The 21,275-nt window shown below is 39.1% G+C and carries 17 protein-coding genes; 5 read left to right on the top strand and 12 right to left on the bottom strand.

What is annotated here, in order from left to right:
- Positions 1-139: 139 nt before the first annotated feature.
- The 5 genes from GR929_RS19875 to GR929_RS19855 form a co-directional block, all read right to left on the bottom strand.
- Positions 140-727 (bottom strand): D-sedoheptulose-7-phosphate isomerase, encoded by a 588-nt coding sequence (locus GR929_RS19875; RefSeq protein ID WP_159523178.1) that lies wholly within the window; start codon positions 725-727, stop codon positions 140-142.
- On the bottom strand, positions 724-1,872 hold the full coding sequence (locus tag GR929_RS19870; protein WP_159523176.1) for a glycosyltransferase: 1,149 nt from the start codon (positions 1,870-1,872) through the stop codon (positions 724-726). The genes GR929_RS19875 and GR929_RS19870 overlap by 4 nt, the downstream gene beginning before the upstream one ends.
- Before the next feature lie 106 nt (positions 1,873-1,978).
- Positions 1,979-2,443 carry an NUDIX domain-containing protein gene (locus GR929_RS19865; protein WP_159523174.1) on the bottom strand — a complete coding sequence of 155 codons (465 nt, stop codon included), beginning with the start codon at positions 2,441-2,443 and terminating at the stop codon, positions 1,979-1,981.
- Positions 2,440-3,345: a tRNA (adenosine(37)-N6)-dimethylallyltransferase MiaA gene (miaA, locus tag GR929_RS19860; RefSeq protein ID WP_159523172.1), complete on the bottom strand. Its 906-nt coding sequence runs from the start codon at positions 3,343-3,345 to the stop codon at positions 2,440-2,442. Before miaA ends, GR929_RS19865 begins: the two co-directional genes overlap by 4 nt.
- A 59-nt stretch (positions 3,346-3,404) precedes the next feature.
- Positions 3,405-3,932, bottom strand: coding sequence for an IS1096 element passenger TnpR family protein (locus GR929_RS19855; protein ID WP_159523170.1), 528 nt, complete (start codon positions 3,930-3,932; stop codon positions 3,405-3,407).
- A gap of 321 nt (positions 3,933-4,253) precedes the next feature.
- Between GR929_RS19855 and GR929_RS19850 the strand changes: the two genes are divergently transcribed.
- Positions 4,254-5,501: an ABC transporter permease gene (locus GR929_RS19850; RefSeq protein WP_159523168.1), complete on the top strand. Its 1,248-nt coding sequence runs from the start codon at positions 4,254-4,256 to the stop codon at positions 5,499-5,501.
- A gap of 109 nt (positions 5,502-5,610) precedes the next feature.
- Here GR929_RS19850 and gap read toward each other — a convergent pair whose 3' ends face one another.
- Complete coding sequence (gap, locus tag GR929_RS19845; RefSeq protein WP_159523166.1) at positions 5,611-6,618, bottom strand: type I glyceraldehyde-3-phosphate dehydrogenase; 1,008 nt, start codon at positions 6,616-6,618, stop codon at positions 5,611-5,613.
- Between the two features lie 702 nt (positions 6,619-7,320).
- Complete coding sequence (locus tag GR929_RS19840; protein WP_159523164.1) at positions 7,321-7,542, bottom strand: hypothetical protein; 222 nt, start codon at positions 7,540-7,542, stop codon at positions 7,321-7,323.
- 385 nt (positions 7,543-7,927) lie between these two features.
- Here GR929_RS19840 and GR929_RS19835 point away from each other — a divergent pair, with 385 nt between their 5' ends.
- The gene (locus GR929_RS19835) at positions 7,928-14,257 is read left to right on the top strand and encodes an Ig-like domain-containing protein (RefSeq protein ID WP_159523162.1); all 6,330 of its coding nucleotides are present in this window, start codon (positions 7,928-7,930) and stop codon (positions 14,255-14,257) included.
- An 81-nt stretch (positions 14,258-14,338) separates the two neighbouring features.
- On the top strand, positions 14,339-15,079 hold the full coding sequence (locus GR929_RS19830) for a nitroreductase family protein (RefSeq protein ID WP_235934504.1): 741 nt from the start codon (positions 14,339-14,341) through the stop codon (positions 15,077-15,079).
- 8 nt (positions 15,080-15,087) lie between these two features.
- Here the strand turns inward: GR929_RS19830 and GR929_RS19825 are convergent, their stop codons facing one another.
- Genes GR929_RS19825 through GR929_RS19805 form a run of 5 tightly spaced genes read right to left on the bottom strand, consistent with a single transcriptional unit; the run spans position 15,088 to position 19,388 of the window.
- Positions 15,088-15,795, bottom strand: coding sequence for a LytR/AlgR family response regulator transcription factor (locus tag GR929_RS19825; RefSeq protein ID WP_159523160.1), 708 nt, complete (start codon positions 15,793-15,795; stop codon positions 15,088-15,090).
- A complete protein-coding gene (locus GR929_RS19820) occupies positions 15,792-16,832 on the bottom strand; it encodes a sensor histidine kinase (protein WP_159523158.1) in 1,041 nt (346 codons plus the stop codon). Before GR929_RS19820 ends, GR929_RS19825 begins: the two co-directional genes overlap by 4 nt.
- A complete protein-coding gene (locus GR929_RS19815) occupies positions 16,832-17,542 on the bottom strand; it encodes a glycosyltransferase family A protein (protein WP_159523156.1) in 711 nt (236 codons plus the stop codon). Before GR929_RS19815 ends, GR929_RS19820 begins: the two co-directional genes overlap by 1 nt.
- On the bottom strand, positions 17,535-18,623 hold the full coding sequence (locus tag GR929_RS19810; protein WP_159523154.1) for an Ldh family oxidoreductase: 1,089 nt from the start codon (positions 18,621-18,623) through the stop codon (positions 17,535-17,537). Before GR929_RS19810 ends, GR929_RS19815 begins: the two co-directional genes overlap by 8 nt.
- A 6-nt stretch (positions 18,624-18,629) precedes the next feature.
- A complete protein-coding gene (locus GR929_RS19805; protein WP_159523152.1) occupies positions 18,630-19,388 on the bottom strand; it encodes an SDR family NAD(P)-dependent oxidoreductase in 759 nt (252 codons plus the stop codon).
- A gap of 106 nt (positions 19,389-19,494) precedes the next feature.
- On the opposite strand from GR929_RS19805, the gene GR929_RS19800 reads away from it, so the two are divergent.
- Positions 19,495-20,535, top strand: a complete 1,041-nt coding sequence (locus GR929_RS19800) for an AIR synthase-related protein (RefSeq protein ID WP_159523150.1) — start codon at positions 19,495-19,497, stop codon at positions 20,533-20,535.
- Positions 20,532-21,254 (top strand): bifunctional demethylmenaquinone methyltransferase/2-methoxy-6-polyprenyl-1,4-benzoquinol methylase UbiE, encoded by a 723-nt coding sequence (gene ubiE / locus GR929_RS19795; RefSeq protein ID WP_159523148.1) that lies wholly within the window; start codon positions 20,532-20,534, stop codon positions 21,252-21,254. Before GR929_RS19800 ends, ubiE begins: the two co-directional genes overlap by 4 nt.
- The last annotated feature ends 21 nt before the right edge of the window (positions 21,255-21,275 follow it).

Raw genomic sequence — 21,275 nt, 5'->3', positions numbered from 1 at the left:
CAATCCCTCGAAAAGCTATTCTTTTTTGCAAAAAGTAAATATACTTTAATTCTTTCGAAAACAGAGACCGATCCCTGTAAGTCAAATTAAATTTCACTAATCATTAATAAAGTATTAACTGGTCAAATTTGTTCAGTTTTTAGGAATTTTGGTGCTTGTCAAACAAGGCTTTTTCAACTTGTTCGCAAATAACATGCCCAACAAAAATATGGGCTTCCTGTATTCTGGGGGTATCAATGGATGGAATTGGTATAAGTATATCACATACACTTTTTAGTTGGCCTCCAAACTTTCCGGTTAAGGCGATCACTTTCATGCCGATATTTTTAGCTTCTCTTGCTGCATTGACAACATTCTCGGAGTTCCCTGATGTTGAAATTGCGATTAAGATGTCGCCTGCTCTTCCAACTCCGGCAATATATCTTGCATAGGCTACTTTAAAATCATAGTCGTTTGAATAAGCTGTGATGAATGAAGAATTAACATGACAGGCTTCGGCTTGTATCGGAGGTCGGTCGATATAAAATTTGCCGGCTAGTTCAGCTGCAAGATGTTGGGCGTCGGCAGCGCTACCGCCATTCCCGCAAAAAAGTGTTTTGCCGCCTTTTTGATAGCATGAAACCAGTTCGTCGATAGCTTGTTTGATATCATTCAAAATTTTTTCGTTTGAAAGCAAGTCTTTTTTTAGTTCAATGGCTTGCTCAATTCGATTGGTTATTTGCTTCATTTGGTCTGGTTTAGTTTGTTGTAAACGGAAATAAAAGCATTTACCATATTGGTCCACGAAAACTTTTTCTTCTCTTCAATGATATTTTTTTCGAATAGAGGCTGACGATTTTTTTCGTAAAAATCCAATAGTGCATCGGATATTGCTTTTTCGTTTGGAGCGACTACATAACCTATTTTCTTGTCAGGAATAATTTCGGAAAGGCCACCAACATCGGTTACCAGCATCGATTTTTCAAAGTGATAGCCAATTTGAGTTACACCACTTTGTGTGGCATGCTTGTATGGTTGCACCACCAGGTCTGATGCGCTAAAGTATTGACTGACTTTTTCGTTGGGGATAAAGTCAGTATGTAGTAAAACGTGATCTTTCAATCCGAGACTTTCTATCATTTGCAGATAGGGTTCGGGCTTTGTGTAAAACTCACCGGCAATGATTAGCTTGACCGGTAGTTTTTTTATTCGTTCATCCGAAATTGCGTTCAATAGAAGGTCTAGTCCTTTGTAATCCCGAATAAAACCAAAGAAAAGCAAATAACTAACTCCTTGCTCAAGTTGAAGTAATTCTTTGGCTTTTTCTTTTTCAATTTTCTCTCCAAAATTGTCAAATAGCGGATGAGGACAAAGTGCCCGAGGAAGTCTGGGATTGAAGGTGTCTATGTCGTTGAGGACAGATTGCGACATGGCAACCATCCCATCGATGCTTTTCATGAAATAGCTTGTAAATGGTTTGTCACCCGGCCTTTTTTCATGCGGAATGATATTGTCAGCTAAGCATATAACTTTGGTGTGTTTATTTTTTCTCACCAGACGACAAATTGTACCCAGAACCGGGCCCATAAACGGCAGCCAATAGCGAACCATTAGTAGATCGGGCTTCTCTTTTTGAATACGTGTGCCAACTTTTATCCAATTAATCGGGTTTACAGAGTTGACGGTTCGCTTGATGTTTAAATTGTCGGGAGCAGCACCATCTACATATTGCGACTTCCCGGGGAACAGCAAATTGGGGTATTGAACCGTAAAGGTTTCAATTTCAACTTCCATTCCCTGTGATTGAAACTCCTCTGCCAAGCGTTGATTGTAGGATGCTAATCCTCCACGGAACGGATAGGCTGGGCCAATTATTTTTACAGTTTTGATCATGTTTTTTTGCTAAGGTCACGGACCTGTTTGATATTTTCGGTTTCGCTTCTGTCACAAATTGTTAAAGACTCGAAACATGACACTAAATTATTTGCACTATTTAAACTTACTCTTCTGTTTGCTGGATCAGCAAATTTGCAACATGTTTGTCAATTGGGAAAGATAATTCATCAGCTTTTAGCTCTTTTATTTTAACCCAGCGAAAGGATTGACTTCCGTTTTTTAGTTCAGTAAAATCAAAAGCTTTGGTTGAGATTTTAAAGTTGACTGGTGGTTTTAGTTTGGCCTTGTAATAAATACTGATCAGTTGTTGATTTTCAAAATAGCATGCTTTCTGATAGAAGTCGGTGGTGTAAAAATGCACTATTTGTTCAATTTTCTGATCGCACTCCTCCTGCATTTCACGCTTTAGGCAATCAATTGTGCCTTCTCCAAATTGAAGCCCGCCGCCGGGAAATTTCGTCATTTTTGTATTGAGTTGAAATTCATCAGTTAATAATACCTCATCATCTTCATTCACAAAGAGTCCGTAAACACGAATATTAAATTTTGCGTTGGCTTGCTGGTTCATTCTGCAATACTAATTTCGATAAATTTAGTGATTTCATTTGTTTGATGAGGCTCGTACCAATGTATGTTTTCATCTTTCCGTAGCCAGGTCAACTGTTTTCGAGCGTAGTGACGGCTGTTTCGTTTGATCAGCTCCACCGCTTTTTCTTTGGTGATCTCGCCATCCAGGTAGGCAAATAGTTCTTTGTATCCAACTGTATTTAATGAGTTTAGATTTTTGTAAGGAAATACACGACGCACTTCGTCCTCCAAACCTTCTTCCATCATTTGGTCAACGCGTTTGTTGATTCGATTGTAAAGTTGCTCCCGGTCCATGTTCAGACCAATTTTAATAATTTTAAATGGGCGTTGTTTTACGGTTTTAGTTCGAAAAGAGGTAAAGGTTTTGCCAGTCATCATGCATATTTCAAGAGCTCGAATAATACGTTTAGGATTCTTTAAATCGACTTTTTGGTAATATGCGGGGTCGAGTTGCTTCAGTTTCAGCCGCAGGTGCTCCAAACCGGTTTCCTCGAATTCTCGAGTTAATTGTTTGCGAATTTCAGGATCAACATCCGGCTGGAAATCAATCCCGTTGCATACAGCATCAACATACAGCATGGAGCCACCACTTAGAATCACAGTTGAATGCGTTTCAAATAAATCAGTGATTAATTTGATGGCCTCGCTTTCGAAGCGGCTCGCATTGTAGTTTTCGTGAATGGAATGTGAATGGATAAAGTGATGAGGAATTTGATTCAGCTCATCTGGAGAAGGGACAGCTGTCCCAATGGAAAGTTCTTTAAAAAGTTGACGGGAATCGGATGAAATTATTTCGGTGTTGAAATAGTTTGCAAGCCCGATGCTTAGTTTTGTTTTTCCAATACCGGTAGGCCCTTGAATAACAATTAGTGTTTTACGCATTGTTTGAATAGTTGAAGGGCAAAGGTAAAGGTTTTACCTAAAAACAGGAAGGGGACCTGTTAGTCCCCTTCGATTAGATCCTCCATTTCTCCAAAAATTTCGGTATAATCATCTAAATCACCATAATCCTGGTAACCATTCTCCGTTTCGAGAATTACTTGACCCTGGTCCTGGAGTTCTTCTTCCAGTACTTGTGCAGGGGCATCACCTTTAATCTCGGTGACTTGGTTTTCTTGAAGATTCTTTTTCATGTAAATTTCAGTTAATTCAATATAAAAAGATCTGTCACTAAAAAAATCGAACACATACAGCAAGCGCTGCCCTGTGTCAGAGAGGATATCATATAGTTGGGTTTTTCCCATGACCTCAATCCGGGAACCGTTTTTGCCACAATCTAAAAATGTAATTTCCTTTTGTACTCCGAAATTGTCGCCCGCAACAAAAAAAGAGGCGAGTTGATCTGAAGTAAATTGACAACAATTTTGAATGCACCAATGGAGATCAGCAAAACTTCTTTCCGCATCTATTTCAATTACGCGTAAAAACTCCGAATTTTCGATAGATGTTATTTTAAACTGATATACCATGCAGTTCTCTTTTCTGAAAAAATCTTCAGTAATTAAAGTTGTTATTTAAGCACACAGGTGTTTTTAACGGTGAGAGGTTGCAAAAGGTTAGTTTATAAATGTTAAAAAAGATTAATTGAAGATTTGTCTTGTTTATTGTTTTGGTTGATAGTAATTTGGAGCTGGTTTGTTTTTGTTTTTGATTGGCACGATTAACGAAAAATTGAACTTAAATTTCGTGTATTCGATGAAAAATGGTCTTTTAAATTCGAAAAATTTGTTGATGAATCCATTGTTTTAGTATTTTTAATTAGTGATCTTACCAGTTCGAAAATTATTATTATGCAATATCAAACATTAGTCTTTGAGAATTTGAGAATTTCGTTGAATGCCATTCAGTCGAATTTATTGCGCACTATTCTAACCGTTTTGATTATTGCAATTGGAATTACAGCACTTGTGGGAATACTAACTGCTATTGATTCAATCAAGGCTTCTATTACCAATGAGTTTAACTTTATGGGGGCAAATTCGTTTACAGTTACTTCGCGGACAATACAGGTTCAGCAAGGTGAAAGCCGGATGCGGAAAAAAAATCATCAATACATTAGTTATTATGAGGCACAGGAATTTAAGGAGCGCTTTAGTTTTCCTGCCATCGTTTCTACTTCTGTTGCTGGTAGCGGAAATGCGACGGTGAAGTTTCAGACAAAGAAATCCAATCCGAATGTTAACGTTCGTGGAGTTGACGAAAATTACCTGGCAACATCAGGGTTTGAAATAGAACGAGGGCGTAATTTTTCCAATACGGATATCGAGTCAGGCTTAAATAAAGTGTTGCTCGGTAGTGGGTTGGTTAAAAGGCTGTTTGATAAAAATGAAAATCCGCTTCATAAAGAGGTAAGTATTGGAGCCGGGCGTTATGAGGTAATCGGCACACTCAAGCCAAAAGGTGGCGGCTTTGGCAGTGGTGGGGATGAGATTTGTTTTCTACCGTATTACACTGTGCGGAATTATTTTTCCAGGCCACAAATGAATTTCGATATTCAGATAAAGGTTGACAATGCTCAATTGCTTGAGGCTGCTATTGGGCAGGCCGAAGCTGATTTTCGCAACGTAAGAAATTTACGACCTACTGATGAAACGGATTTCAATATTGAGAAGAGCGATAATCTGGTTAATATGCTATTGAATAATATTCGAAATATCACACTTGTAGCGACTATCATTGGATTCATTACTCTTTTTGGCGCTGCTGTTGGCTTGATGAATATTATGCTGGTTTCGGTAACGGAACGAACTCGCGAAATCGGTATTAGGAAAGCAATCGGGGCGAATTCTTCGTTAGTTCGTCAGCAGTTTTTAATTGAAGCTGTTGTGATTGGTCAAATTGGAGGTGTTGTAGGTATCGTTTTTGGAATTCTGGTCGGCAATATCATTTCAATGATGATTGACAGTCAGTTTATTGTGCCTTGGTTGTGGATGTTTAGCGGGGTATTGTTGTGTTTTGCTGTTGGAATTATTTCAGGTTATTATCCTGCGCAAAAAGCAGCACGTATGGACCCGATTGAAAGTCTTCGGTATGAATAGTCTTCTTGGTAATTCGAACGACAGTTCCAACTAGTCAATTCTGGTAAGCTGTATGACAAAAAAGGGCACCCAACCGGATGCCCTTCAATATTCTAATTGGTTTCAGTAATTATTTTACTGAGTCCATGTATTGGATCAATTCGCAAACTTTTGCTGAGTAACCCATTTCATTGTCATACCAAGAAACAACTTTTACGAAGTTTGGAGACAAAGAGATACCCGCACCAGCGTCGAAGATAGAAGTCCGAGTGTCGCCAACGAAGTCGTTAGAAACAACCATGTCTTCCGTATAACCAAGTACACCAGCCAATTCGCCTTCAGAAGCAGCTTTCATGGCAGCGCAAATTTCTTCGTATGAAGCTCCTTTTTCTAATGTAACAGTTAAGTCAACAACTGAAACGTCGGGAGTAGGAACACGGAAAGCCATACCGGTCAATTTTCCGTTCAATTCTGGAATTACTTTACCAACAGCTTTAGCGGCACCAGTTGAAGATGGGATGATGTTTTGACCAGCTCCACGACCACCTCTCCAGTCTTTCATTGAAGGACCGTCAACCGTTTTTTGAGTCGCAGTAGTTGCGTGAACAGTTGTCATCAAACCTTCTTTGATACCGAATTTGTCATTCAATACTTTAGCAACAGGAGCCAAACAGTTGGTTGTACAAGAAGCGTTTGACACAAAGTTCATGTCGTTTGAGTAAGATGCATTGTTAACACCCATAACAAACATTGGAGTATCGTCTTTTGAAGGAGCAGACATGACTACTTTTTTAGCACCTGCGTCCAAGTGACCTTGAGCTGATTCTTTCGTTAAGAAAAGACCGGTTGATTCAACAACGTATTCAGCTTCAACAGCTCCCCAGTTAATGTCAGCTGGATTTCTTTCTGCTGTAACGCGGATTTCATCACCATTTACGATCAATTTTCCGTCTTTTACAGTAACGTCACCGTCAAACTGTCCGTGAGTTGAATCATATTTAAGCATGTAAGCCATGTAGTCTACATCGATCAAGTCGTTGATTGCTACAATTTGAATTGTTCCTTTTGCAATAGCTTGACGGAAAACAAAGCGACCGATGCGACCAAATCCGTTGATACCGATTTTAATTTTTGACATAGTTGATAATTTAAAATTAATGAAAGATTATTCTTTTGATTTATTAGCTTTTATCTATTTTTTTCAAAGCCCCACAAAATAACTAACTAAAATCTAGATGATCAAATTTTTCGATTTTGATTTATTTATTTTCACGAGAGCTTAAAATTCAGTTAATGTTTCCTTTTGAAACTTCAAATTGAGTTCATTGTATAATTGATTCTTTTTTGCGTAATGATTTCCTACATATTTGCCTATAGAGTTCTCTAAAGCAGTTGAAAGTAGTTATTCCTTTTTTATTCGATTGTTATTGATCGGTTCAAGGTGAACTCAATGGCAGTTATAAATTATACGATAAGTTTTTTGGTGTATATATAATTGTATAGCCCGCTCAAATTTGGCTTCTGGTAAGTGGTTTAGAAATAAAAATACTGTGTATTTCCACGTGTTTGCTTGAAATATTGAATTCTCAGAGGGTTTAAAATCACCTAAGTTGTTGAAATATATTGAATTATTGCCGTTTCTAGCCATCGTGTTTGAGTGAGAACTGTGCGGGTGGCGCGGAGTTCCGTCGTAAAATTGGAAATAGTGGTTGGCTTTCCGTGTTCTGTAGAAATAATCTCATCCGGGTATGGAGCAAAAAAATGCACGAATTAGTTTGTGCCGTACTTTTATCAACTGCATACGTGTTTTAAAACATGGTTTAGGATGCCTTCTGAAAACCTATAAATTGGCCTGTTCATTTTCAATTTGGGCTATGTCGTTTAAAATCAATTTCCCCGTGTTGTTTGCGCCAACCGTTGAAGGTATGCTGAGTTCTATATTTTCTTTCTTATCCAACTGTTGGCTGTATGCCGGACATTTGCAGGTTTTGCATGAGGAAATTGAGAATAAGAGAACTGTTGCAACAGTAACTATCAGTCTATCAGTTGGTTTTAATTTCATGTTTGTCATTTGTTATTAAAACAAAGATATCTATAAAATATTGTATTGAGATTTTTTCGAGTATCGATCCCTGGAATTTGAAAGAAGATTTGAGGTGTTCATTGAAGTCGTAAAATCCCGATTACTAGTTATATTATTAAGTTAATCTTCAAATGGAAAGCGTTGGAACTTTGCATATACTCCGCAGTTGGGGGCTTTTGGTATTTGTTAATTTGTGTAAAAAATCTTTGTTTTTATGCGAAAAAACGCTTGTACATTGCTGATAAATTTTATAGGTTTGTAAAGTCTTGGCGAAAGTTATGCCTTGGCCGTATTAGAGATTTATGAATATGGATGATATAATACAATCAATCAATCAATTAAGTACAATTAAAAAACAAATGCTATGAGAAAATCATTTACTCGGCTCTTTAGTTTAATGCTAGTGGGTTTGTTGGCTTTTGCTATGCCTCGAGGGGTTTTAGCGCAGGAGTCACAGGCGACACTTGAAACTTTTGCTGACATACAGCCTGTCAGTGAATGTTATAGTGAGTCAAATCTTTATGAAGTTGACATTTATGTCCGCGACTTTGTGAAAATCAAAGAAATGGATGTGGAGTTGGATTTTGACAATTCAAAATTTGACTTTGTTGGCGTTAAGTCTGGATCAATTATTTCAGAACTTTCTGGATTATCAGTTTCAGCTACTGGTGGTACTGTTAGTTTTAATTGGAGTTCTGCTACTGCAACTGATATTCAGCCAAATAATGACACAACAAAGATTGTGACTTTGCAATTCGCTGTTGATGCAGCTGTCCTGGGTACTGTTAATAGTTATACAACAACTTTGGTTTGGGATGAGGCAAACAGCCAATATCTATATCAAGCTGCAGGAGGAGATGCTGTTAAGACTACAGAATATGAAGATGGTAGTTTGACTGCAACTGTTCAGACTGATCTTCAAACTATTACTGTAACACCAGATGCAGATGCTTTATGTCACGGTACCAATGTGGATGTTACTGTAACTCCAACAGGAGCTAATTATATGTATTCTTTTAATGGAAGTTCATTTTCGTCTTCTAATAAAGGTAATGTTGCTGTTCCTTCAACAGGGAATACAGTTGTTGTAAAAACTGCTTCAGGATGTATTTCTTTGGAGAAAACATTTGACATTGACTCACCAGGAGCGATTACGTATTCAACAAGTGTTGATAATCCAACTTGTAATGGAGGAAATGGAGAAATAACAATCGTTGCTAACGGTGGTACTGAGCCTTATACTTATTGGGTTGTTCCTGCTGTTGACTCTGCTTATGTTGTTTCGAAAATGGTAGCGGGACAAGAGGATGACTTAGATGTATATAATACTCAGAATTTCCAGATTTTGCGTGGTGCTGGAACATATTGGATTGCTGTTCAGGATGCTAATGGATGTTTAGTTCTTGCAGACAATGTTTCGGGATTAAGATCAACTGTTTGGACAGATGTAACCATCACAGAACCTGCTCCAATTGGTGCATCAGTTGCTAAAGATCAGGATGTTCAATGTACTGGTGGTAGTGACGGTGGTATTACGTTAACCACAACAGATGGTGGAAAACCTTGGGATGGAGATCATTACATGGTTTCTGTTAATAATGGAACTCCATTTTCCGTAAATACGAATGATACATATCCATGGACAACTCTTGAAGAAGGTACTTATAATATTGCTGTAATGGATTCATTCTGTACAGAGACTTTCTCTGTTACTATTGATGAGCCAGAAGCAATTTCGTTCAGTGTTGATTATAAGGATGTTCCTTGTGGAACAACGCCAACTGGAAAAATTTGGGTAGACATGATGGCTGATACGGCTATTACTGTTACTAGCAGTGATTACGTATTCTCTGTAACCGAGCAAGATGGAACCTACATTGGTGAGGCTGCAGTTGGTGATACTGTTGGGTCATTATATCCGAACTATTATAGTGTCTATTTAAAAGGTGGTGACATTTGTCCAGGAGATTCTGTCGCATATGTAAATACAGATGAAAGTGGTAACTCAGTTCCAGTAATGGATCCTGCCGTGATTACCTTTACTTTAAGTAGTACTCACGTTACTTGCTTCGGCGATGTTGACGGTACTATATCGATTGGAAGTTTCGCCAATGTAACCAATCCAGAATTTAGCTATGATGGTGGAACTAATTGGTATACTAAAGCTGAAATTGAAGCTATGGCTTTTGCCGCAGGTTCTTATACGATTACAGCACGCGACGCAGATAATACTGAGCGTTGTGAAGTAGATAAAACGATTGTTGTTGATGGTCCTAGTGAGGCATTAGCAATTGATGAGACTGCTACAATCAACAGCATTATTCAACCAACTTGTAAAGATCGTACTGACGGACGTATCGATGTATATATCAGTGGTGAAGGCGAACCATTCATGATTAATGGCAACCCTTACTATCAGTATTCATTGGATAATTCTCCAAATTGGGTGATGAATCCTACTTTTGGTGTTACTGAAGGTGATCACGTGATTGTTGTACGTGATGCATTTGGATGTACTGATACCGTTGAATTTACGGTAGCTGACCTTCCAGTTGAAGAAATTACTGCCTCAGCTCCATTTATTCAGTGTTATGGTGATGAAGTTGCAATCGATACAACTATTACGTCAAAGACTTATCCATCATTTACTGGAGTAAATTATAAGTTGTACATCAGTACTACTGCTGGAGATGTAGGTGTAGAATTTGAGGCTGCTGGTACTACTGCTACTGAAGGTCCTGATAAATTCCCTGCTGGAACATATTATATTACCGCGATGAGTCCTAATGGATGTTGGTCAAATACTGTTGAACTGCTAATAGAACAAGCTCCTGAGTTAGAGTGGGTAAATCAACCAACAATTGTTGCAGCTTCGTGCGCTGAATTTTGGGATGGTAGCGTAACTCTTGAGGTTACTGGAGGAAGTGGTATTGATGTGGACGGAAGTGAAGGTCCAGCACATCGTTATGAATATACTTATGCCAATGATGTAGCTGTATTAGAAAATACTGGTTCTACTTTGACTTGGTATCCATTCTTTAATGATGATATGGCAAATGACAGTACAACTACTGTTCAGTTATTAGCTGGTGATTATTATTTTGCCGTTAAAGACTCTTGCCAGAATCTTGTTGTTAGTGAGAAAATAACAATTACCAGTGCCGAGTCTATTGCTCAGGAAAATGATATTTCACCAAGTCCACTTTCATGTTATGGAGCTGGTGATGGTGTAATTGACGCTACTGGCGCATTTAAAGGTGGTAATGGAGATTATCGTTATACATTGACTTTGGGATCTACACTGATAGGTTCTGCCAAGCAAGAATCACCTGTTTATAACGATTTAGCAGCTGGTGATTATAAACTTGTTGTTGATGATAGTACTGAACCTGTTTCTTGTCCTGCCGATACAGTTTATTTAACTGTTGAAACTCCAGATATGCTTACTTTGACACTTGATAGCTTAAATGTAAGTTGTTATGGAGAAGAAGATGGAACAATTACTGTTAGCATCGCTGGCGGTACTGGCGGTTCTTATGGACTTGGAGGAATGGAAGTTGATGACGAATACAGCACCGATGGTGAGAGATATAAAGTAACAATTAACAATACTGATGCTGGCGGTACGTCTTATGGTACGTATGCTTTCGCTGATGATGTGAATAGCAAAGTATTCCAAGTTGCAGCAGGCGAATACGTAGTTAAAGTTGAAGATGGAAATAATTGTTCCGTTATTGACACCATTGAGGTTGTACAACCTGATATGTGGGATGTAGAATTGAGTTCAAAGATACCTACAGATTGTGAAATGGATGATCCTGATGGAGAAATTACAATCACGTTAACTGGTGGATGGCCAGGATATGCTCCTCAGGTTAAACTGAATGACGGATCTTGGTATAATGCATCCGCTGTGACTGGTGGATATAGTTATCTATTTGATGAATTAGATTACGGTAATTATACTGTATATTATCGTATTGAGCCAGCTGATGCGACAGCCAATGGTGCTGACCCAAGCGCACTTTGTAATGGTTCGGAAACTGAATCTTTATCATTGCCTTCACCATTTGATTATACAGTAGCTATTAACGATGTTTCTTGCTATGGCGGAAATGATGGTGAAATGGTTATCACAGATGTATCTGGTGGTAATGGTACAGGATATCAGTTCCAATTAGTAAGTAGCGATAATCCAACTTACGATGAATCGGACGATGCACTATGGGAACCTAAAGACAGCGAAGGTGATGCAATGTATGTGACAGCTTTCACATTTGACACATTAACTTACGGTCATTACACACTGTATATTCGTGATAATACTGGTTTCTCTTTCTCTACTTGTCAGATTCCTGAATCTTGGGAAGTTAATCAGCCTGATACTTTGAAAATTACAGAAAATAGATGGTTAGCAGATGTTACCTGTAACGGTGGTGCTGATGGAAAATTAACGATTGAGGTTGAAGGTGGTACTGCTCCTTATGAGTATGCGATAACAAGATCAGATCTTGCATCTCCTTCTCATCCATATACAATGCCTAGCAATGTTTATGCAGGGTGGCAATCAGATGCTTCTTTTACAGGCTTAGAGCAAGGAACCTATATTGCATGGGTTAAAGACGCTAAAGGCTGTTTTACTGGAGGTGAAGTACGTCAGTCTGGCGCTGTTATCGATCAACACCGTGTTGTAATTGATGAGCCGGTAGAAATTGTAGTAACAGACACAACGACTACACCGGCAACTTGCTATGGTGTTGAAGATGGAACAATCAAAATTGCTAGCGTAGTTGGTGGAAATGGTGGTCCATTTACTTACACCGTTGAAGGAACTAAATATGATGGTACATCTGTTTCTTATCTATTTGAAGTTGATAGTGAAGGAGATGATTTTACAGGCGTAAATGATGTATTAGAAAATGTATTTGCTTCTGTTGATGATACAAGTATGTATATCGGAATGGAAGATAAGTATGAAGTTACTGCATATGATGTGAAAGGATGTCCAGCTGAGTCATTCTACATCGCTGTTCACCAACCAGAAGAGTTTGTCATCGACATTGTTGTTGATGAAGATGCTTTCATCTGTGCAAATGACCTTTCTGGTATTATTGATATTGTGACAGTTGAAGGTGGTAACGGAAGTGTGCTTTATGATCTTTATCGTGATGGTGATATGGTTCGTTCTCAGACTCCTATTAACTCACACGTAGTTTCATCAGGACATGAGTATGTCGTTGTTGCTACTGACGCAGAAGGCTGTGAAGCCCGTGACACCATCATGATTGAAACTCCTGAACCAGTTGTAATTGCTGATATTAAGGATTTGACTTGTTATGGTGAAGTATCTCCTACGGTACGTATTACTGCCACGTCAGAAGAAGGACGTGACTTGATGGTTCGTTACCAAAAAGTTGAAGGTGCCAGCACCGTTGGAGCATGGAGCTCATGGATGGCATTCAATGAGGAAGATGGAACAGCAACACATGTATATAGTTCTGGATTAACCTATGGTGATGACAACGAAAGTGATGGTCACTATAACTTCCAGGTGAAAGATGAATTTGGATGTATCTCTGAAGTTGTATTTGAAACGTTTGTTCCTGTACAGAATGAGTTAACTGCTTCGTTCTCTGTTGAAGGAACTGTGTTGACTATTTCTGATATCGAAGGTGGTATTGCTCCTTACATGTTAATGGTTGACGGAGTTGATATGGGTGCAGTTGCCGGAGAAGTAGTGGTTGATTCTTTAGTTGTAGGAGCGAATGTTATTACAATTATGGATTCTCACGAATGTGTAGCCGACACATCTGTTACTCTTGAAGAACTAATGGTTACTGCTGATCCTGCTTCAGGTGATGATATGGAACAAACGTTCGATGTTGTATTGACATTCAACCGTGAAGTAACAATCATGGAAGGTGATATCACTGGTGGTACTGTAACTCCTGGAACCGGAACTGAATTTACAGTTGCGATGACAGGTGCTGATGGAGATGACTTGACTCTGACTGCAGGTTCTACTATCATGGATATGGGAGGAAATGCATTGACCGAAACTACGTTTACTTACACAGTAGGTGATAACACTGGTCCAATGCCTGCCACTTATTCTCCAGAGGATGGAGCTACAATCGCTGATAACCACCCAACACTTGTTGTAACATTTGATGAAGATGTTGTGGCAGGAAGCGGTAATGTTTACATTACTAAAGTTGGTGGAACAACTCCTGTTCTTACTATCCCATTAACTGCGGGTATGGTTGACGGTGCAACAGTTACTGTAGACTATACTTACGATCCTGAAGTAGGTGGATTGAATAAAAATACAGAATACTCTGTGACGTTCGACGCTGGTCTTGTAGCTGATGCTGCAGGTAATGAAAGCGCTGGATTGACTGACGATACAGTATGGAACTTCACTACTGGTGATTTTGCTACTGGTGCTGAAGAGATAAATGGTTCTCTCGAGTTCAAAGTGTATCCGAACCCATTTGATGGATTTGTTACTGTTGATAATGCTGATAAACTTTCACGAATCATTGTTACAAACGTTGCTGGTCAACGTGTGAAAGACATTGTTAGCCCTGACACTAACATTGACTTGGGTGACTTACGCAGTGGTATCTACCTCATGACTTTAATTACTAAAGATGATGTAGTTGCCAAAACTGAAAGGCTTGTTAAAAAGTAATGCCGAATTGATTGATTAAGAAGGGGGAGCCGGTTGGCTTCCCCTTTTTTTGTACTTTTGTAAAAAAAAAGATCAACAATTATGGACATACTTTTTAAACACCGATCTATTCGTCAGTATAAATCAACGCCGATTGAGGATGAAGTGTTGAACCAGATTATTGAGGCTGGAACCAGAGCATCAAATACGGGGAATATGCAGCTTTATAGCGTTGTCATCACTAAAGACATTAAAGCGAAGGAGAAGCTCGCTCCTTTACACTTTAATCAACCAATGGTGAAGCAAGCGCCCGTTTTACTAACTGTTTGTGCTGATATTAACCGGTTTAATTTATGGTGCGAAGAACGAAATGCGGATGCTGGGTATAATAACTTATTGTGGTTGATGAATTCAACGATAGACGCTTCATTATTTGCTCAGAATTTGTGTGTCGAAGCGGAGTCTCACGGATTGGGTATCTGTTACCTGGGAACAGCACTATACAATGCGAAAGAGTTTATTGATGTTCTTGAGCTTCCCAAAGGCGTTGTTCCGATTACTGCGGTTGTTGTTGGCTATCCTGATCACAAACCTGAGTTAACAGATCGTTTGCCGCTGGATGGAGTGATTCATTCCGAAAAATATGAGGATTATATGCCTGAAAGAATTAATGAGTTGCATGAAGAAAAAGAGAATTTAGCAAGTTCAAAACAGTTTGTGAAAGAGAATGAGAAAGATAATCTGGCACAGGTATTTACCGATGTACGCTATAAAAAGGTTGAAAGTGAATTCTTCTCTAAAAAGCTGCTGGCAACCTTAAGAGAGCAGGGATTTAATATATAGCTAATCAGCTATTTGATAATATGTTTGTTGATCAATTCTTGAAAATCGTGTCTGAAGTTATTACCAATGGGCAATTTCCGGCCATTAATTTCAAGCTGATTACCCTCAATGCATTGGATTTGATCAAGTCGGATGATGTATGATTTGTGAGTTCTGAAAAACTCGGTTGCAGGAAGTAGCTCTTCCATCTTTTTCATAGATAGATTGGTCACCAGGTGTTTATCTTTCAAATGAATTTTAATGTAATCACCCAGACCTTCGATGTAAATTATTGATTTGAATTCAACCCGGATCGCCTTTTTGTTGGCCTTTATGTAAATATAATCCTGATTGTTTTCTTCGTGGTCGTGAGCAGCCATTAATAGTAACTGTTCTTCAGCTTTTTGTACAGCTTTATAAAAGCGTTCAAATGAAAAGGGCTTTTTCAGGTAGTCGAGTATGTTAAGTTCATATCCTTCCATAGCATAGTCAGCATAGGCCGTTGTTAAAATGACCAATGGAGGATTTGTAAGGTTTTTCAAAAAATCTAAGCCGCTTAATCTTGGCATATTAACATCCAGAAACATTAAATCAGCATGTTCTTCTTTTAAAAGGCTGTTGGCCTCTAAAGCATTGTTACAGTAGCATACTATTTCAAGTTCCGGAATATCCTTGGCAAACTGCTTAATTACATTTTGCGCCAACGGTTCGTCATCAACTACTATTGCTCTGATCATTTTATTGTTTTTAAAGTCAGTTGTAATTCCACGCTAAAGATATTTTCTTTTTTACTGATTTTTAAATCGTATTCATCCTTTTTATACAAATAATCGAGTCGCTTTTGTACGTTTTTAAGACCAATGCCGGACGCTTTTGGATTTGCATGGGTGCTCGTCTCATCAAAGCTGTTTGTTGCCTTAAAATGCAGCCAATGCTCTTTGATCTCTATTTCAATATGAATAAAGGGATTTTCCTGAATCGACTTACTCCCATGCTTAAAAGCGTTATCTACAAAGGGCTCAAAAATCAAAGGAATAATGAGTTTGTTATTCGGTTCTCCGCTTAGCTGAAATTTGATATCTGTTTTACCCGATAACCGGATACGTTGCAGTTCGATAAAGTTTTGAATAAATTCAATTTCTTTTTTTAGACTAATGAAATTTTCCCGGGACTCATATAATACATGGCGCATTAAATCCGACAACTTCAAAATCATACCGGGTGTTTCTTTGGAGTTTGTTAGCGAAAGAGAGTAGATGTTATTCAGCGAGTTAAACAAAAAGTGCGGGTTGATCTGGGCTTTCAGAGTGTTTAGTTCTGCTTCCAGTTTTTCACGTTCTACCTGATTGTAACGTAGCGAAATGTCCTGCATTTCGATCCATTCGTGCAGAAACTTGACCAGCGACGTTACTCCAACATAGAAAGCCGTGGTGAAGAAGTAAGAGGAAAACAACCGCGGACGGTTAAAGTGAAGCAAGAAGTAGAAAAGGGTCAGAATGACTAAGGACGAGACAGCCAGGGTAATAATCAACCAAAACGCATAAAAAATATAGAATTTCTTTTTCAGTAATCTGGGAATAAGAATTCGGAGATTGACGTATACTCCAACAGCAAAGCCCGTGTTAAGAATTAATGCTCGCAGGGTATCTTTAGCCAGGTTGAAATGAAAATCGGAAGCAACATAAAAGGAAGCCAACGCAAAAGTGAAACTGCTAAGCCAAAAAAGTAGCTGCAGCAATACTTTGAAACGTTGGTAGTTTTTTATGAGAGCCATCAAATACGATCTTTCCGTTTAATCAGCTTATTGAAATAGTATTTTAGCGGGTTGGTATATTTGAGTTGCTTCCAGGGGCGGCTGCTATGTGGTTTATGAACCACCGGAAGATTTGTAACCAGGTAATTTTTAAATCCGAGTAACTTCGACTTTCTTGAGATAAATACATCGTACCAATGTTTTTCACTGGACAGCTCTTTAAACGAAAAGCTTTCCAGAAGTTTTAAACTAAGTAGTGTACAACAAAAACTCAAACTGTGTGATGTATCTGTAATCTCCTTTTTTTCTCCTTTGAAATTAAGATACGGAAAATTAACTTGTCCTGATTCATCTGTCGTAATTGCTCCCAGCATGCCACAATTTTGCGTACTCAGGCTGAGGTCGTACATGTTGTCTAAGGTGTCGCGCTTGATAATTACATCTGATTCAACGATCACCAAAGGCACTTTTAAGTCAATTGCTTTTTTCTGTGCCATTTGAAGCACCAGGTTGTAATTGGGCGATGGAGTATTTGTAATTTCTTCGAGGTTGATCAGCTCAAATCCAAACTTTTTCTTTTTCTTTTCAAGTATCTTTTTTGTCTCGGGCGTGCTAAAATCATTATAAACATAGTGCAGATGATCACCATCTGCCGCATGAATTGCTTCGATTGTTTGAAGCGTAGTTTCAATCGAGTCTTTAACCGGAGTTATGACCAGTGTTTTAGGCATGTTGTTTCGGATTAAAAGTTAAGTCCAGGCTGGCAGCTAATTGTTTTAAATCTTCAACAACAGCTTGTTGCAAAGGTATGCCTTTTTGTTGACGTTCAGCGGTTAATTCTCTTTCCGGATCACCGGGAATTAAAACCTGATCGTTAGGATTTACCGTTTCAGCATTACGAAAAGTTTTAATCCAATTATCCATGTGACTTTTAAAATCTTCAGCAGGTCGGAACGCATCAATCCGAAATGCACCGAAGAAATGGCCGATGCCATCACCAACCGGATCTGCTGGAGGATCGAGAAAGGATACAAACGGTGGAACCCAGGGCCCATAATTGGCTCCTGATAAAACGGCGGAGAAAATATCGACCATAGCGCCCAGGCAATAGCCTTTGTGGCTTCCGTGTTGCCGGTCGCCACCAAGCGGAAGCATGGCTCCACCTTTCTTCAGCGTAAAAGCATCTGTTGTTGGTTGCCCTTCTTTATCCTGTGCCCAGCCCAATGGGGCATCTTCGCCTTTGCGTTGTAAAACTTCCAGTTTCCCATTTGCTACGGTTGTGGTAGCCATATCCATTATAAATGGAGGTTCGGTTTTGGCCGGAATGGCAACGGCAATTGGATTAGTTCCCAAAAAACGACTTTTCGAAAAAGTAGGAGAAACAAGCGGACTGGCATTGGTCATTGAGATGCCGATCATGTCTTCCTCCAGCGCCATCATGGCATGGTAGGCTGCAATTCCGTAGTGATTCGAGTTTTTTACAGCCACCCAGCCACTGCCAACTTGTTTGGCTTTGTCGATAGCTATTTGCATGGCTTTGGGGCCGGCAACCAGTCCCAATGCCAAATCAGCATCCAACACCGCGGTCGATGGTGTTTCATGAACCACTTTCATATCGGGTTTTGCATTTAGCCTCTTCTTTTCCCACAATCTGATGTAGCCACTCAGGCGGGCAACTCCGTGCGAATCAACACCACGCAAATCAGCTTGATTTAAGCAATCCGCTGCTAACTCGGCTTCTGCCGGAGAGCATCCTATTTTTTCAAAAACCTGTTGGGTAAATTCTTTAAGATATGTTGAGCTTATCGTCATTTTCTGTTATTTTCTGAAAATATCCCTTGCCGAAGACTGCGCCGTAGGCATGATCAAAAGGTCATCAATATTAACATGCGCCGGTCTTGACACCACAAAGTAAATACTTTCTGCAATGTCACGGCCATTAAGAGGAGTAAAACCTTCATACACTTTTTGGGCTTTTTCCTTTTCACCCTTAAAACGAACAAGCGAAAACTCGGTTTCAACAGCTCCCGGACTCACCGTACTCACTTTGATGTTGTAGGGAGCCAACTCGATGCGCATGGCTTTGCTGATCGCAATTACCGCATGCTTGGTTCCGCAATAGACCGTTCCGTTTGGGTAAGGTTCAATTCCAGCAATCGACCCAATATTTAAAATGTGACCTTCGTTTCGTTTTATCATCCAGTTCGACACCTCATGTGTTACATAAAGTAAACCTTTAATGTTGGTGTCAATCATGCTTTCCCAATCTTCCGTTTTAGCTTTGTCAATCGGATCAAAGCCCGCTGCAAGCCCGGCATTGTTGATCAGAACGTCAACTTTTCTCCATTCTTCGGATAAAGACAAAAGTGCTTGGTCAACTTCTTCTTTTGATTGAATATCAAAGCAAAGGGAGAGGACAACACAATGATCATGTTCAAGTTCTTGCCTTAAATCTTCCAATCGATTTTTTCTTCGTCCGGTTATGATAAGGTTAAAATTATTTTCTGAGAGTATTCTAGCGGTTTCCAGTCCGATGCCGGATGTTGCTCCGGTAATTAACGCAATCTTTTGTTTCATGGTATTTTTCTGTCTTTTCAGAGAAATTAAAATTCCCTTTTTTTTATGAAAAAATCAACTACTTGACTATTTTTGTTTTCTTATAAGAAGTAAAGAATTAAAAGTTATGGCTGAAACAGTTGAAAACCAAGAGGTGTTCTCTATTGATCAGATTGAAGAGCCCAAAGATATTAATGAAATTGTTTTTAACCTAATGGTCAATCCAAACCTGGCCCCGGTTAACTACTTTAATGATTTTAGTGAGGAAGGATTGGAGCTTGAAAATGTGGCCAATGGAGATTCGGATGAAACTGGTATTTTTACTGCTGACAATGGGCAGATGATGGCCATGACAACGCATGCCTTTCACCATCATTTAGCCACTGATCCTCAAAAAGCGATTGAAATTTTGATTAGTCGGGCGGCTCGAAGAATGGCTTGTTACGGAGTGAAACCTGAAGCTGTGAGTGCTTTTTTGTACCACATTAATATTGCTCATCCGAATGGGCAGTTTATTGCTTCGGGTGCAAAACAGGGTTTGGAGAATGCTTGCCAAAAATTCAATATAAAAGTTGCTGATCGCAAAATCAGGTTCGACTATTTTACCGGACATGGTGATTTAACACCTACAATCATTATTAGTATGATGGGTAGTGTGGAAGATAAAGACAAAGTGATTACGCATAACCTGAAGAATAAGGGGAACAATATTTTTGTAATCGGAAAATCTTACGATGATATCAATTCATCAGAATATCTTGAGTTTTACCACGAAGTGTATGATTCGCCGCTTCCTCAGTTTAATATTGATGTAGAAGTTCGTTTACAGGAAGCGATGAAAGCGTTAATCTCAAAACAATTGATAACCTCTGCCAGCCCTGTCGGAAAAGGTGGACTTTTCTTTTCCCTGATGAGAGCCGGAATGCCAGCCGGACTTGGATTTGATATTACAACCGATGCCGAGATTCGAAGCGATGCCTTTTTGTTTGGCGAATCAATGGGACGTTTAATTGTTGGTGTTCCTCAGGAGAGTGAAGATGATTTCGTTGATTTTATGCAAAGTACGAAATTACCGTTTTTTACACTTGGGCATGTTACGAAAGGCGAAATTCGTATTGATGATGAGTCGTTGGGTTATATTGATAAAATGATACCACAAGCTGAATGACAGTAGCTCCCTATCAAAATTCTGATAAAAATAAAAAGCAACAAGTCGAGCAGATGTTCGACAATATCGCGGCAAAATACGATTTTTTAAATCATTTTTTAAGTCTGGGAATCGATCGGTTATGGCGTAAAAAGGCCGTTAAAATTCTCCGTGAATATCATCCAAAGCGGGTTTTAGATGTGGCTACAGGCACCGGCGATTTCGCTATCGCTACTTCCAAATTGGATGTTGATGAGATTATTGGCTACGATTTATCGGGTGAAATGATTAGGGTAGGAGAGGAAAAGGTTAAAAAGCTAGGACTGGATTCTCTCATTCGCTTTCAGAAAGGAGATTCGGAAAGTATGCCTTTTGAAGATGATTCGATCGATGCCATCACAGTAGCTTTTGGGGTTCGTAACTTTGAAACCTTACAGAGTGGGTTGGACGAGTTTTATCGGGTGCTCCATCATAATGGGGTAGCCATTATTCTGGAGTTCTCGAAACCCAAATATTTCCCGTTCAAACAGTTGTATAAGTTTTATTTCTTCCATATTTTGCCGTTTGTCGGTGGATTGGTTTCCAAAGATTCTTCAGCTTATACGTATTTACCCGAGTCGGTGATGGCTTTCCCTGATGATCAGGATATGTTGAATATTTTATCGGATACCGGTTTTCGTCAGGTTCGGCAACGAAGATTGACCATGGGAATTGCAACAATATACATCGCTCAAAAATAAATGTGATGATTCACATGCTGA

This window comes from Sunxiuqinia indica (assembly GCF_009847015.1).
GTDB lineage: Bacteria > Bacteroidota > Bacteroidia > Bacteroidales > Prolixibacteraceae > Sunxiuqinia > Sunxiuqinia indica.
Note: the sequence above shows the minus strand (reverse complement) of the source record. Positions and strands in the feature narration are given on the sequence as shown.